Below are 14,459 nucleotides of genomic sequence, written 5' to 3' on the forward strand. Positions count from 1 at the left end.
AGCCGAGAAATTGAAACACTGCCGGCCGCGCCGACGACACATAAGCTGTGAACGTGCTGACCCGACTCCTGATCAGCGCTGCGGGCCTCGCAGCGGCCGCTGCCCTGCACGCTCCGCTCGCCGCGGCTCAACCCGCACCGCCTCCGCCGCCACCGCCCGCACCGAACGTCAATGTGTATCCGCCGGTGAACCCGCAGGACTTCGCGGTCTACGAGGGCACGGCGTATGCGTTCGGTGTCGGCGAGCTGGTGTGCATGCTTCAGCGTTCCGGAAGCTATGGCTGTAACGGTCCGCTGCCCGGTGCGCCGCGAGGTGCGAACCTGGTCAGCGGCACGACCGGTGGGGTGCCCGGCTTCGCTTCAGCTCCGGTGCCGATGTACCCCGGGCCGGTCAACGCGCTGGAGCCCAACACCCGGCTGAGCTTCGGCACGGTCAGCTGCGGCACCGACGGCGTGACCACGGCATGCGTCGACAGCCGCAATCAGTCGGGTTTCGTGGTCAGCCCCACCGCCACCTGGGTGGTCAACCCGGTCAACCCGCTGCTGGCCCGCCCTGAGGGCACCAACCCGTTCTTCAACTAGATCGGGTCAGAACCCCGACCCGTGTACCTCGTGCCCGGGTTTTTCGGCCACCAGTCCCCGATAGGCCTGTTCCACCGTGGATCCGTGGTTGACCACACCGTCGACCTCGCGCGCGATGGGCATGGAGATGCCGTATTTGTCGGCAAACTCCATGATCACGCTGGCGGCCTTGACGCCCTCGGCGACCTGGTTCATCGCCGCGATGATCTCCTCGATCGTCTTGCCCTGGCCCAGTTGCTCGCCCACGTGGCGATTGCGGCTGCGCTGAGAGGTGCAGGTGACGATCAGGTCGCCCATGCCGGCCAGTCCGGCGAAGGTGTCACGGTTGCCGCCCATCGCGACACCGAGTTTGGACATCTCGGCCACTGCGCGGGCCATCACCATCGCGCGGGTGTTCTCGCCGATGCCCAGCGAATACCCCATTCCCACGGCAATGGCGTAGACGTTCTTCAACGCGCCGGCCATCTCCACACCGACCACGTCGTCGGTGGTGTAGGTGCGGAACCTTTTGGTGCGGAACAGCTGTGCCAGATTGGCCGCCAGATATTGGTCGGGCATCGCCAGGACCGCGGCCGCGGCGTAACCCTCGGCGACCTCGCGCGCGATGTTGGGGCCGGCCAGAATCCCGGCGGGATGACCGGGGAGGATCTCGGCGACGATCTGGCTCATCCGGTAGTTGGTGCCCTGTTCGAGCCCTTTGACCAGCGACACCACCGGCACCCACGGACGTAGATAGGTCGCCAGCTCGGTCAGCACTCCCCGGAAGCCGTGCGACGGAACGCCCATCACGATGACGTCGGCGCACTCGGCGGCCTCGCAGAAATCGGTGGTGGCGCGCAGCGTGTGCGCCAATTCGACTTCGTCGCCAAGGTATTTGGAGTTGCGATGGTTGTCGTTGATGTCGCGCGCGGTGTCCTCTGAACGCACCCACTGCAGGGTCGGTCCGCGTCGGGCGCAGATCGAGGCGACGGTGGTGCCCCAGGAGCCCCCTCCGAGGACCACGACGTTGGCTTCGCGTTGCGTAGGTGCCATGGAAGATCACATTAAAGTGGCGGACCGGCGGGCAGGGCAGGTTTGGCGAGCGTCGACCGATTGGTGTGCAAACCGGCTGGGCGCAGTGGGCATAATGAGACACGACTTTGCTGAGGGGGTCGCGGGTGTCGGTCACGCTGTCGACGGTGGAAGCCTCCGACCCGCAGGCACTGACCGCCGCCGCCGTCCGGCTCGCGGGTGTGCTCAACGAGCTCGACTCCGTCATCGCGGCGCAGCGTCGGGCGTTGGCGCAGCTGCGCGCGGCCTGGCAGGGCGCAGCCAGTGACGCGGCCATCGCCCGCGCCGAGCGCGACCTCACCGCGCAGGCGCAATTGCGAGCGCGACTGCACGCGATGCAGGACGCGCTGGCCACCGGAGGCGCGCAACTCGGCAGCACCCGCGACGGGCTGCTGGGCCTGGTCGCCGCGCTGCGGGCGACGGGCTGGACGGTCGGCGACGACGGCCGCGCCCGCGCGCCGCTGTTCCCGCCGCTGCTCAAGCACTTCGAACCGGGCTTCACCGCCATCCTCAACCGGCTGCTGCAGTTGTTCTCCGATATCGACGCGACCACCGCCGGGACCCTGCGCACCGCTGCGGGCGGGGCGGCCCCGCACAACCCGCCGGGCGCACCGGTGCCGACGTTGCCGCCCGCGGGCGCGTCGGCCGACGAGGTCAACCAGTGGTGGCACGCGTTGTCCGATAGTGACCGGCAACTGCTCACCGACAATGCACCCGGCGTGTTGGGCAACCTGGACGGCGTGCCCGTCGACGTGCGCGACGCGGCCAACCGCACCGCGATGCAACGCGACATCGCCCGCGTCGAGCAGGCCGCCCAAAGCAACGGCGTGAGCACCGAGCAGGTCACCGAGGCCCCCGAACGCTACGGCTTGAATGCGTCCGATGTCACGGCGTATCAGAACGCCGTGAAAGCCAAAGCGGGCCTGGACCATCAGGGCGGCGGTGACAACCCGAACCGTCCGCGGCCGGTGTACCTGTTCGGCTACGACCCGTTGGCCTACGGCGGTGAGGGAACCGCAGCCATCGCGCTGGGCAACCCCGACACCGCCGACAACATCGGCGTCATCGTGCCGGGCACCGGCAGCAGCCTGAGTTCGGGCTGGCTCAACAGTGGTCGCAACGATGGGATCAACCTGGTCGACCAGATGAACATGGCCGACCCGAGCGCGCAGAACGCCGTGCTGATGTGGATGGGTTACGACGCCCCCGACAGCTTCGCCGATCCCAGGATCGCCAACCCGATGCTGGCGCGCGCCGGGGGTGAACTGCTGGCCGGCGATGTCAACAGCCTGCACGTGACGCACTCCGGGGCGGATGCGCCGACCATCACCGTCCTGGGCCATTCCTATGGGTCGACCACCGTGGCCGATGCCTTCGCCGGGAGTGGGATGCAGGCCACCAACGCGGTGCTGTTGGGTTGTCCGGGAACTGATCTGGCGCGCAGCGCGGCCGACTTCGATCTGCAGGGCGGGCAGGTCTACGTCGGCAACGCCTCGACCGACCCGGTCGGCTGGATCGGCGCGAGCGGGGCGGCCGCCGATGTCCTCAACGGGCCACTGGCCGATCGACTCGGAACCGGGATCGGTCTGGGAAATGACGCTGCTGCCGAGTCGTTCGGCGCTGTCCGATTCCGGGCCGAGGTGCCCGGCGGGGACATGATGGACTTCAACGACCACTCGTACTACTACACGATGGGCAGCGAATCGTTGTACAGCGCGACTGCGATTGCGACCGGACACGGAGATGCGTTGGGTGACTTGGGGATGTTGGCCGGCGAGCGGGTGCCGCACACCCTCAGCACTCCCGACCGCATTCCCACCCCGCTGGGCGACATCCCGTTGCCCCACACCGACATCCCGGTCGGGCCCGCTGTGCTCGATCCCGAAGCCGGTCGTCCCAACCGATCGGTGACCTCCGACCACACCTACGACAATCCGATCTAGGACGACCTGTGCTGACTCGCCGACTGTTGATCACGATGCTGACCGTCTTCACCATTGGAGGTTGTGGTATGTCAGAATCCGTTCCTGCACAAGATAATCCGTTCGACTCACCGGAGAATGCGCTGTCCGACGGACAGGCCAAGGCCGAGGTGGTCGAACCCGCGGTCGCGGTGGTGCGGGCCGTGAGCCTCGACGACGTGACGGGCGGATTCTCGTTCGGCTCGTGCAACGACCAGGGCGAGCCCCCGTTCCAGGGCCGGGTCGAGGTGACATTCCGGCTGCCGGCCGACCCGCAGCCGGTGTACACCCAGATCCGCGACGCGTTGGTAGCTCAGGGCTGGAGCGCCGGGGCGCCGGAGGGGCAGCTGGTTCACGGCACCACGTTGAACCGTGACGGGGTGACCGCGACGGTCGGACCGCGCGCCCTAGACCCCGGATATGGGTCGCTGAAGATCTACGGGCAGTGCCGCAACACCGGCGAGCACGGCGAGGAAGGTGCCGTCGACATCACCGGCGAGCTGCGCTGACTGTCCAGGCGCCGTCAGCGGTAGTTGACGAACTGCAGCGCAACCTCGAGGTCGGCGCCCTTGAGCAGAGCGATGACGGCCTGGAGATCGTCGCGCTTTTTGGAGCTGACGCGGATCTCGTCGCCCTGGATCTGCGCCTTGACGCCCTTGGGGCCCTCGTCGCGGATCAGCTTGGTGATCTTCTTGGCGTTCTCGCTGTCGATGCCCTGCTTGAGGGTGCCGCTGACCTTGTAGGTCTTGCCGGAGGCCTGCGGGTCGCCGGCGTCGAAGGCCTTCATCGAGATGTCGCGGCGCACCAGCTTCTCTTTGAAGACGTCGACGGCGGCCTTCACCCGTTCCTCGGTAGAGGAGACGATCTCGATGGCCTCCTCGCCTTTCCAGGCGATGGTGGTGTCGGTGCCGCGGAAATCGAAGCGGGTGGCCAGTTCCTTGGCGGCCTGGTTGAGCGCGTTGTCGACCTCCTGGCGGTCGACCTTGCTGACGACGTCGAACGATGAATCCGCCATTGGAATCGTTCCTCCTTCGGTGCTGTCCGGACTTGACTCCATCTTGGCCGTCGCGGCGCAGCCCGCCCACACCGCCCCCCACCCGCTGGTTTGTGTCGGGGGCCGGTCCTCGTTGTATCCTGCTGTGCGCGCTGTGCAGTGCACGCGCGTCACCCAGGCAGGTTGCCCGAGCGGCCAATGGGAGCGGACTGTAAATCCGTCGGCTTACGCCTACACAGGTTCGAATCCTGTACCTGCCACGCTGATCAGGCCCGGTTCACCGGGCCTGATTTCGTTCGGGGCGCCTAGGGCCGGAAAGCCAGGATCCGGTCGTCGCCAGCGCGAGGATCGCCGCGGCCGTCGCGGTTGGACGTGGTGAACCACAGCGCCCCGTCGGGAGCCTCCACCACGGTGCGCAATCGTCCGAACTCGCCGGCGAACCACGCTGCCGGCTCACCCACGGTGCCGTCGGCGCTCACCGGGATCTCGATCAGTCGCTGTCCGCGCAGCGCGGCCATCCACAGCGAGCCGTTGTAGAACGCCAGACCTGACGGCGACGCCTCGTCAGGCCGCCACTGCACCACCGGGTCGATCAGCCCTTCGCGACCGGCGCGGCCCTCGACCGTCGGCCAGCCGTAGTTGCCGCCGGGTTCGATGAGGTTGAGCTCGTCCCAGTCGCGGGCGCCGTATTCGCTGACCCACAGGCGCCCGGCGGCATCCCATGCCAGGCCCTGCACGTTGCGGTGGCCGAGCGAGTACACCGGTGAGGCCGGGTCCGGGTTGTCGGCCGGCACCGACCCGTCGGGGTTGATGCGCAGGATCTTGCCGCCCAGTGACTCCGGGTCCTGTGCAAGTGGCGGATCACCGATCTCGCCGGTGGCGATGTAGAGCATGCCGTCGGGCCCGAACGCTATGCGGCCGCCGTTGTGGATGGTGCCGGCCGGAATCCCGGTGAACAGGGGTGTCTGCGGGCTCAACGAGGTGCCGTCGAACTGCATGGTCACCACCCGGTTGTCGGTGGCGGTGGTGATGTAGGCGTAGACGGTCGAACCGGCGGTCGCCAGGCCCAGCAGACCGCCCTCGCTGAGTGACACCACATCGGCGATCTCGCCGACCGGTGTGACGACACCCGGCTCGGTCATGTGCTGAATCGTCGCGCTGTCCCGTTCGGCGATCAACGCGGTGTCGTCGGGGAGGAAGGCGATACCCCACGGCGCGTCGAGATCGGTGACGACGTCGCTGGGTGCCTCGGCGGATGTCTCGGCAGGCGAGGTCGGATCGGTCGGCGCGGTCGGATCGGCCGGTGAGGCCGGTTCGGCCGCACACGCGGCGAGCAGAATGACGGTGGCGGCGACGGTGGCGGCGCGGCGGAGCGGCATGATCATGAATTCGCTATACCCACAACTGAGCTTGGCACGTCTGACATCATCGCCAGCGTGACCGCGACTGCACGCCTGATGTCACCGCAGTGATTCGGCTTCCGTGGGGTCGTCAGCGATTGGTGGTCCGACGTTTCGATGCCGAGCTCGGTGAGTGGGTCGACGCGGGAGTCGACGGGACCGGCGTCGACGCTGACGAACTGACCGTGGTGACCTTCAACATCTGGAACAAGTCGTCGTTCGCCGAGCAGCGTCACCGCGCGGTGGCCGCGCTGTTGGCGCAGAACCCGCCCGATGTCATGGTGTTCCAAGAGGTCACGGCCCCCGCGCAGACCGTGCTGCTGGGCCAGCAGTGGGTGCGCGAGGGATATCGGTGTATCGGGGTGGTCGGCGGCAGGGTCGCCGGCTACGGGATGTTGATGCTGTCCCGGCTACCCCTCACCGCGGCATCGTCGCGCCGGCTGCCCAGCCGACGTCGGCGCAGCTACCTCTGCGCCGACGTCGCGATCAGCGACCGTGCGCTGCGCATCTGTTCGGTCCACTTGGAAAGTGGCAAGGACGGCGGCTGGCTGCGTGCCTGGCAACTGCGCCGGGTCTTCGGTGCGGTGTCGGCCGAGGACGCGCTGATCCTCGGGGACTTCAACATGCGCGACGGCGAGGACCGCTGGATCGCACCGGCCTATCGCGACGTCTGGCCCGTCCTGCGTCCGGGCGAACCCGGCTACACCGAGAACTCGTCGACGAATCCGATGTTGCGGGACACCAAGAAGAAGCCCCGGCAGCAGCGGTTCGACAGGGTGCTGCTCAAAGGTGCCCGCTGGGTACCGAGCCAGATCGAGATGCTCGGCACCGAGCCCGTCTCGCCGACGCTGCCCCGAGTGTTCCCCTCCGATCACTTCGGGCTGCGATGCCGGCTGAAGCTCGTCGCCGACGGTTGAGGCGAATCGGGTGGTCGCGGCTCGCCGGTAGCGTTGACCAGGACAGCCAGTGACGAGTCGAGGAGGCGCCGGTGGAGTGGCGCAGGGCCGCAACGGCGCCCGTACGCACGCTGAACCGACTCGTCGAGGCCACCCCGGATTCCCGCGACCGCGTCGTCGACGCGGCACGTGCGCTGTGCATCGTGGTGGTGATCCTGTGGCACTGGGTGCTCTCCATCACCCATCGCAGCGCCGACGGCAGCCTGGTGATGCCCAACCCCATCCACGAGGTGCCCGGCGCCTGGCTGGCCACCTGGGTGCTGCAGGTCATGCCGTTGTTCTTCGTGGTCGGCGGGTACGCCAACCTGGCCGCCCTGGAGCGGGCCCGCGACGCCGGCACGTCGGCCTGGCAGTTCGTCGGTGACCGGTTACGCCGGCTGCTGTATCCGGCGGCCGCGTGGGCGGCGGTCTGGCTGGCCTTCGAGGGTGTTGCGGCGGCGCTGCCCGGCGAGCACCGCTGGATCTGGGAGTGGTTTCCCGGCTACCTGGTGCCGCTGTGGTTCCTCGGCGTCTACGCAGCGATGATCGCGTTGGTGCCGCTGACCTCGGCGTTGCACGCCCGCGCGGGGGCGGCCACGCTGGCCGCGCTGGTGGTGCTGATGGCCGCGGGCACCGTGCTCGAGCGTCGCGTCGACACCACCTGGGCGGCGTGGACGACGGCGGCCGTGGTGTGGATCTTCTGTCACCAACTGGGCTACGCGTGGCGGGGCTGGAAACTGGGCCGGCGCCCGTTGGTCGTTCGGATCGCCATCGCGGTAGCGGGCTTGGCCGCACTGACGGCGATCACGTCGCTGGCGGACTATCCGCGATCGATGGTGGCCACCGTCGGCGCACCGGAGTCGAACATCTTCCCGACCACGGCCGCCATCGCGGCGCTGGCACTGTTCCAGTTGGGACTGCTGGCGGTGCTGACGCCGCCCGCGCAGCGGGTGCTGCAGCGGCCGGCCTGGTGGCGGCCGGTGGTGGCGGTCAACGCGGTCGCGATGACCGTGTTCGTCTGGCACATGTCCGCCTATCTGGTGGTGGTGTGGATCTATGAGGCCACGGGGGCGACGTTGCCGGCCGAACCTGACACCCAGTGGTGGAGTCAACGCTGGCTGTGGCTGCTGGCCCCGGCGGCGGTGCTGGCGGTGCTGACCGCAGTGTTCGCCCGCGTCGAGATCGCGTCCCGGGGTCGCCGGTCCTGACACGTCTCGCGAGGGTGCGTGTGGAGTGCCATGTCGCGCTTGCGGACGCGCTGAGCGCACTGTCGGCGCGCAGATCACAGCAGGGTCCGAGCGGCAGTGCCACGAAGACGCCGAGCACCCAAGCCACCGCGTACACCTTGCGCTCGCCGGCCAGTGCCCCCAGCCAGGTGGCGCCGCGCAACGGCAGCGTCCGTAGCACGGGTATGCCGAAGATGAGCGTGGTCGCGAACAGGTTGAACAGCAGGTGCACGAACGCTGCCTGCAGCGCATCTGTGCCGCCTTGCCGACCGTGAGTACCCCGCTGCCGGTAAATGCAGCACGAAGTCTTGTCGACCTATCGGTGTCCGGGGCCACCAGATCCACAGCCTTGCCCGGAAGTCAGAGCGCCACCGATTCTCCGACCGGTGAGATGCGCACCAGCGCGCCCGGCCCGTACACCAGTTGGTAGATGTTGCCGTCGGGACCCTCGCGCAACACCACCGTCGCCCCCGCCTGCAGGTCGAAGTTCTTCGGGTCACCGCACTGAGTGAACTCCGGCGTGCAGGTCAACACCCGGATCCAGCCCTGCACCAAATCTGCGATGAACACCTTGTCGTGATAGTCCGATCCGAACGTGGAGCCGTTGTAGACCAGCACCGACGTGATGGCCGCCCCCGTTCCGCGCGGGTAGGTGTAGATCGGGTCGATCACGTTGGCGCAGTTGCTCGTGCACATCCCTTCCGCGCCGGGCCAGCCATAGTTGCCGCCGGCGGTCACCAGGTTCAGTTCTTCCCACGACGCCTGTCCCACGTCGGCGACCAGCAGCTGGCCGCCCGGTGTGAACGTCAACCGGAACGGGTTGCGCAGGCCGTAGGCGAAGATCTGCGGTAACGCGCCAGGGCCCAGCACCGGATTGTCCGATGGCGTGCTGCCGTCCGGGTTCAATCGCAGGATCTTGCCGTGGATGCTGGTGAGGTCCTGGGCATTCGACGGTTTGGCGTTGTCGCCGACACCCCAGTAGAGCTTGCCGTCGGCGCCGAACCCGAGGGCGCCCCCATGGTGATTGACCGCCGACACATCAGTGGAGCGCAGCAACACCAGCTCCGAGTCGGGTGCAACCGAGTCGTTGACGACGGTCAGCCGGGACAGTTGGTTGAAGAGGTTGGTGGTGGTGTAGGCGACATAGAGGTAGCCGTTGGTGTTGAAGTCGGGGTCGATCTCCAGCCCGCTGATGCCACGCTCACCCAGCGTGCTGACCGCCAGGGTCGCCACCGGTTGCGGGCGCACCACGCCGTTTTCGACCCACCGGATGGCGCCGCCCTTCTCGGCGACGATGATCCGGCCGTCGTCGAGGAACCGGAAGTCCACCGGCTGATTGAGACCGCCGACGACGGTGGCGCGTTCGAATCCGATGAACACGGTCTGGCTGCTGCGGTGCCCGCTGGCGCCCAGCAGACCGAAGGTCAACAGATGGAGCAGTCCGGCCGAGCCGTGGATGTGGAAACCGCTGAGATGGTCGCTGACGGTGACGGTGAACCGGTCCTGGCCGGTGTAGGTGGGCCCCGGTGTGTAGGCAAACGTCCCGTCAGAGCTGATCTTCACGGTGCCGTGCGCCGGTCGGGTCGCGGTGAAGCGCAACCGGGTCGAGTCCGGGTCGTCGGGGTGCAGACTGCCCTGGATCACCCCGTCGACGACGGTGTTCTCGCTCGGTCGGTGCGACAGCGTCGGTGTCGTGTTGGCGAACAGCCGCTGCCACGGTGTCGGTGCGGCGGTCTGCACCGCGGCCCCGATGGCCGAGCTCTCTGCGCCGGTCGACGTGGCGCGCCGCGCCTCGGTACGGGCCACCCGGTGGGCGGTGATCGAGTCTGCGGCATCGGCCTGAGCAGCCATCTTGTCGTCGGCCGCGGTGCCGTCGTCGTCCACGGTGTCGTCGACGGCGACGGCCCGCTCGGTGCGAGACGGTGTCGGCTCGGGTCGCGACCCGGCGTCACTGTGGCGGGCGCTGCGTCTGCTCGCTGTCGACGCCGATTCCGAGCGCGCAGCCGGCCCGCGTTCGGCGCGGGACTGCGACGACGACGCAGCGGCGCCGGTGTCCCCGGTGTCAGCCGAAGCCACCGCCTGACCGGTCAGGACCGCCGCCCCGATGCCGAGTGCGAAGGCCAGCCCGCCGACGCGACCGATGTGACGCGCGTACCCGCTTGCCGACCGCTCGGCTTTCCTGGTTTCCCCCATGACGCCTCCCCGTGCTGCAGCGGTGCTGGGCAAACTGTAGGGCGGCAGCCGGGCCGCCACTGCGGTTTCGCGGTCCCGGTCAGCAAATCGTCACCGGAAGTGTGTGCACACGCCGGCGCAAAGTGTGCCCGCGCTGCCGGCCGCGAACGCGATGACCGGTGATCATGATCGCCGAGGGCGGTGTCGCCGGGCTCGCTCACTGCCGGGCGGAAGACCCGCCGACCATGTTGACCACGCGACGTCAGGAGCGCGCGGCGGCTCTGCGGTGCGCCCGTTCAACCCGCCGTTTCGGCGCTCTCAGCTAATTGCGCGTCGTATACTCGCCACGGCTCGGACAGCGGGTCGTTGGTGGGGAGGGGACCGGGATGGGCAAGCACCGCGCTCAGAAGTTGTCACGACAGAAGAAGGCGGCATCCCGACCGGCGATCGGCGTCGCCGCATTGGCGGTGGCCGGTGCCGCGGTGTTGGGCGTGACACCGACACTGGCGACCAGCCCGGACCTGATGGCCGCGCTGCACTATCTGCGGGGTACCAACATCGGCACCGTCCCGACCGACCAGGAGTTCGTCGACTTCATCGACGAGGTGCTCGTCGGTGCCGGCGCCTCCGGCCCCGAGCAGCCGTATCACAAGGTGCCCTACAACGCGGGATTCCGGCCGTTCTCCCGCGGCGGATTTCGCGACCTGACCTTCGACAAGTCGGTGGCCCAGGGCGTGGACTTGCTGACCGGACAGCACCCGGCCGCCGGTGATGTCATCTTCGGGTTCTCCCAGGGCGCGGTAGCCGCGTCGATCTACAAGGGCGACAACAGTGGCAACACCTACGTTCTGGTCGCCAACCCGGGCCGCGCCAACGGTGGTCTGCTGCAACGTTTCAAGGGCCTGAAGGTACCGCTGATCGATGTGTCGTTCGGCGGCGCGACACCGGTCAACGGGGACTTCACCATCGACGTCACCCGGCAGTACGACGGCTGGTCCGATTTCCCGGCCTATCTCTGGAATCCGGTGGCGGTGGCCAATGCGTTGCTGGGTATCGCATGGGTTCACGGTCAGACACAGTGGGAGCTGACCGCGCAGGATCTCGAAGATGCCCGCGCTGCGGGCAGCGACTACTACCAGTTCGACGCGGCCTCCAACACCGCCTACTACGTGATCCGGACCTACCCGGTGCCGTTGCTGATGCCGCTGCAGTCGTTCCTGCCGGCCTCGGCGATCGCCGCGCTGGACGCTCCGCTGCGCGCATTCATCGAAACTGCTTACGACCGAAGCGATTACAGCAAGCCGACGCGGTCCTGGATGTTCAAGCCACTGCGGCCGCGCGCCCCGGCTCCGCCGCCCGAGGCGGCGACGGTGGAAACGCCCGCGCCGCAACCGCAATCAACGCCCACGCCGGTGGCTGACGACAGTGAGGCGCCGGCCGACGATGAGGATCTCTGGTCAACCCGCCGGCAGCTGGCTGACGACACATCGGAGCCGGCCGCTGACAACGTCCGCGCGGCGAAGGTGACCTCGAAGGCCACCGAACCGCAACGGCGCAACGCAGAGGGGGAACGCCCGCAGCGCCGCAGCACCGCCGAGCAATCGCGGTCCGACCGCAGCGACGCGGCCTGAATCAGGCCACGTCACACCGAGAGCACGTGGCCCTCACGGGCCGGGATGCGGCCGTCCAGAAGCGTTGTGTAACAGTCTTCGACGGCTGCGCGGCCCTGTCCGTACACCACCGTCAGCCAGGGCGCGTCGGGTCGGGTGACCGGAGCCATGAACGCTGTCCACGCGACGGCCAACCGCTCCCGCAGGCCCGCAGTTCCCCACTCCTCGGCGCGTTTGGTGGCCTGGTCGGGCGCGAAGAACAACGCCGGCGCCGGTCCTGGCAACGCGTCGGCCGAGAAGGTGGGCCCTTCGGCATCCCAGTGGGTGACGCCGACCGCGCAGTCATAGGCCAGGTGATCAGCCAGCCGCCGGTGTACGGCCGAACGAACCGTGCTGTCGCCGCTGAAATCGACGTAAACCGAGGGTGTTTCGGGCAGCGAGCTGATCGCGTCGTAGGTGAGGACGTCGTCGTAGCAGCCCAGCGCCCGGGTAAAGTCGGTATTGGCCGGTGAGGTCAGTCCCACCACGGGCACCCGATCGCTAACGCGGCGTTGCGACAGGCAGAACGCGGTGCCGTAGGCGGTCTTGCTGGAGGCACTGGAGAGCACCACGGTGTCGGCGCCGAAATATCCGTTGTCATAGAGGAAGTCGTCGATCAGGAACGACGTGGAAAACAGCGGACGCAGCAGCGCCTGCTGTGGCTCTCGTTCGGCGACGTAGCTGGCATCGGAGGTGCACCGCTCGTAGCGCGCATACACCGCCGGCAGTGAGCGCCGGTGTTCTGCGCCGTCGGTGAAGCCTGCGGTGGAGACGTCGTCGGGATGCAGGATCACCTCATCGGCGATCGGGAAGTAGCCGTAGAAACGCTCACCGACGTCCACTCCGCCGCAGCGTGACTGTGTGACGGTGCCGAAGCCCCACGTCGGGATGGCGCCGGTGGCCGGGTCGCCGGTGGGGAAGTGCTGCCAGTAGCCCATCGCGTCCCCGAAGGTCGCATAGGTGACGTTGTTGGCGGTCAGTGCGAACAGGTCGATACCGACCCGCACCGCGCCGGGGATGAGTTCGTGCTGGGTGGTGGTCCAACGGTGCCGCCGGATGTCCTCGCGCCGGACTTCGAATAGCGTTGCCACCGCATGCAGCGTAGTCGCCGAGCTTGGGTCGGCAGAAGTACTCGCGGTAGGGTCGGCGGTTAGTCGCAACCAGATCGGAAGTTTGTTCATGGACCTTGTACTCGGCTTGTCGATGACGTCGTCATCGTTGCGCTGGGTGCTCGTCGAAGGCGCCGACCATGACGGGGCCCCGCTGGACCGGGGTTCCCTCCCGGTCGACCCGCAGCAGGGCCTCGATGCAGACGCACTGGTCAACGCGCTTTTCGAGGGTGCACTGCCGCGTCGTGTCGACGCCATCGGGCTTACCTGGACAACCGACGCCGAAGCACTGGTCAGCGCGATCTGGCAGGTGCTGACCGACCGGGGCGTCGAGAACGTGATTGCGGTGTCCGACATCGAGGCCGCCGAGGCGCTCACCCGCGGCATCGCCGACCTCTCCGGCTGCAACCGGGTGGTTGTCTGCGTGACAGAACCCGGCACCTCGGTGGTGGCGTCGGTCACACCGGAGGCCGTCACCGCGGACCGGGTCGACCCGACCGCACTGGTCGAGGTCGAGGGCCTGGATCCGGACGCGGTGTTCGTCCTCGGTTCCGGTGACGTCGCCGGGGTGGTGTCGGCGTTGCGGGACCGCGTCGAGGTCCCGGTGATCTCGGCCGACGAAGCGGAGCTGGCGCTGGCCCGAGGCGCAGCATTGGCCGCGGCGTCGGCGGTGGCGCTGCTCGACGCCGAATCCGCGCCCCGGCGGCGCAGCCTGACCCCGACGGCCGCCTTGGCCGGTGTGCTTTCGGCGGCCGTGGTGACGTTCGTGGTGTCGCTGTCGCTGGCGCTGGGCATGAACTTCACCCCAGATACCGAGCAATTGGCCCGTGCGGTGGAGCCACCGGCCCGCGAAGCCGCTCCGTCGCCGAAGCCGGCACCGGCAGCACCCGCTGAAACAGCCGAGCCGGCGCAGCCCGAACCGGCCCCGCCGGCCGAGCCTCCGCCGCCCGCGGTGGCCGAGCCGGTGGCCATCGAGATCGCCGAGCCCCCGGCCGCGCCGCCCCCTGCGCCGCAGGCCCCGCCCCCGGTGTATCAGGAGCCCCTCGCACCGCCACCGCCGGTGAACGTGCCTCCGCCGGCCCCGGCCTACGTGCCGCCCCCGCCGCCACCGAACTACCTCCCGCCGGCCCCGGCGCCTGCATATGTCCCGCCGCCTCCGCCGGTTCAGGCGGCCCCGCCGCCGCTGCCGACCGCTCCGGGGCAGCCCCGGCTGCGGGATCGGATCATCGAGCGGATTCCGGTCATCAACCGGTTCCACGAGCCGCAATACGACTACACCCCGTAGGCCTGCCTGAACCCGCCGGCCGCGCTGTTCCGGCGCTGGTTGGACACCTGACGCTTGCGCGTCACCGGCAAGCAAGGTGACCGTCTGACACTGCGCC

12 protein-coding genes and 1 tRNA gene are annotated in these 14,459 nt (G+C 68.5%); 8 read left to right on the forward strand and 5 right to left on the reverse strand.

From position 1 onward, the window contains the following. The first annotated feature begins 53 nt into the window (after positions 1–53). Entirely contained in the window at positions 54–581 is a 528-nt protein-coding gene (locus KXD98_RS03310) for a hypothetical protein (protein WP_396882342.1), read from the forward strand. 6 nt (positions 582–587) lie between these two features. Here the strand turns inward: KXD98_RS03310 and KXD98_RS03315 are convergent, their stop codons facing one another. Continuing rightward, a complete protein-coding gene (locus KXD98_RS03315) occupies positions 588–1,613 on the reverse strand; it encodes an NAD(P)H-dependent glycerol-3-phosphate dehydrogenase (RefSeq protein ID WP_260761867.1) in 1,026 nt (341 codons plus the stop codon). 125 nt (positions 1,614–1,738) lie between these two features. On the opposite strand from KXD98_RS03315, the gene KXD98_RS03320 reads away from it, so the two are divergent. Next, positions 1,739–3,574 (forward strand): alpha/beta hydrolase family protein, encoded by a 1,836-nt coding sequence (locus KXD98_RS03320; RefSeq protein WP_260761868.1) that lies wholly within the window; start codon positions 1,739–1,741, stop codon positions 3,572–3,574. 68 nt (positions 3,575–3,642) lie between these two features. After that, positions 3,643–4,101: a hypothetical protein gene (locus KXD98_RS03325; RefSeq protein WP_260761869.1), complete on the forward strand. Its 459-nt coding sequence runs from the start codon at positions 3,643–3,645 to the stop codon at positions 4,099–4,101. A 14-nt stretch (positions 4,102–4,115) separates the two neighbouring features. Here the strand turns inward: KXD98_RS03325 and KXD98_RS03330 are convergent, their stop codons facing one another. Beyond that, positions 4,116–4,607, reverse strand: a complete 492-nt coding sequence (locus KXD98_RS03330) for a YajQ family cyclic di-GMP-binding protein (protein ID WP_260761870.1) — start codon at positions 4,605–4,607, stop codon at positions 4,116–4,118. A gap of 156 nt (positions 4,608–4,763) precedes the next feature. Between KXD98_RS03330 and KXD98_RS03335 the strand changes: the two genes are divergently transcribed. Next, positions 4,764–4,846: transfer RNA gene (locus KXD98_RS03335), tRNA-Tyr, on the forward strand. 45 nt (positions 4,847–4,891) lie between these two features. Here KXD98_RS03335 and KXD98_RS03340 read toward each other — a convergent pair. Further along, entirely contained in the window at positions 4,892–5,965 is a 1,074-nt protein-coding gene (locus tag KXD98_RS03340; RefSeq protein WP_260764956.1) for a sorbosone dehydrogenase family protein, read from the reverse strand. A 122-nt stretch (positions 5,966–6,087) separates the two neighbouring features. Between KXD98_RS03340 and KXD98_RS03345 the strand changes: the two genes are divergently transcribed. Both KXD98_RS03345 and KXD98_RS03350 read left to right on the forward strand, forming a co-directional pair. Further along, on the forward strand, positions 6,088–6,903 hold the full coding sequence (locus KXD98_RS03345; RefSeq protein WP_260761871.1) for an endonuclease/exonuclease/phosphatase family protein: 816 nt from the start codon (positions 6,088–6,090) through the stop codon (positions 6,901–6,903). A gap of 71 nt (positions 6,904–6,974) precedes the next feature. Next, a complete protein-coding gene (locus KXD98_RS03350) occupies positions 6,975–8,129 on the forward strand; it encodes an acyltransferase (RefSeq protein WP_260761872.1) in 1,155 nt (384 codons plus the stop codon). Between the two features lie 378 nt (positions 8,130–8,507). On the opposite strand, the gene KXD98_RS03355 is transcribed toward KXD98_RS03350, so the two are convergent. Continuing rightward, positions 8,508–10,340 (reverse strand): PQQ-dependent sugar dehydrogenase, encoded by a 1,833-nt coding sequence (locus tag KXD98_RS03355; protein ID WP_260761873.1) that lies wholly within the window; start codon positions 10,338–10,340, stop codon positions 8,508–8,510. Between the two features lie 365 nt (positions 10,341–10,705). On the opposite strand from KXD98_RS03355, the gene KXD98_RS03360 reads away from it, so the two are divergent. After that, on the forward strand, positions 10,706–11,950 hold the full coding sequence (locus KXD98_RS03360; protein ID WP_260761874.1) for a PE-PPE domain-containing protein: 1,245 nt from the start codon (positions 10,706–10,708) through the stop codon (positions 11,948–11,950). A gap of 11 nt (positions 11,951–11,961) precedes the next feature. Here the strand turns inward: KXD98_RS03360 and KXD98_RS03365 are convergent, their stop codons facing one another. Further along, positions 11,962–13,059, reverse strand: coding sequence for a DUF2855 family protein (locus KXD98_RS03365; RefSeq protein WP_260761875.1), 1,098 nt, complete (start codon positions 13,057–13,059; stop codon positions 11,962–11,964). A gap of 88 nt (positions 13,060–13,147) precedes the next feature. Here KXD98_RS03365 and KXD98_RS03370 point away from each other — a divergent pair, with 88 nt between their 5' ends. Further along, a complete protein-coding gene (locus KXD98_RS03370) occupies positions 13,148–14,362 on the forward strand; it encodes a hypothetical protein (RefSeq protein ID WP_260761876.1) in 1,215 nt (404 codons plus the stop codon). Positions 14,363–14,459: the final 97 nt, after the last annotated feature.

The sequence above is a fragment of the Mycobacterium sp. SMC-4 genome, assembly GCF_025263265.1.
In the GTDB taxonomy this organism is placed as follows: Bacteria; Actinomycetota; Actinomycetes; order Mycobacteriales; family Mycobacteriaceae; genus Mycobacterium.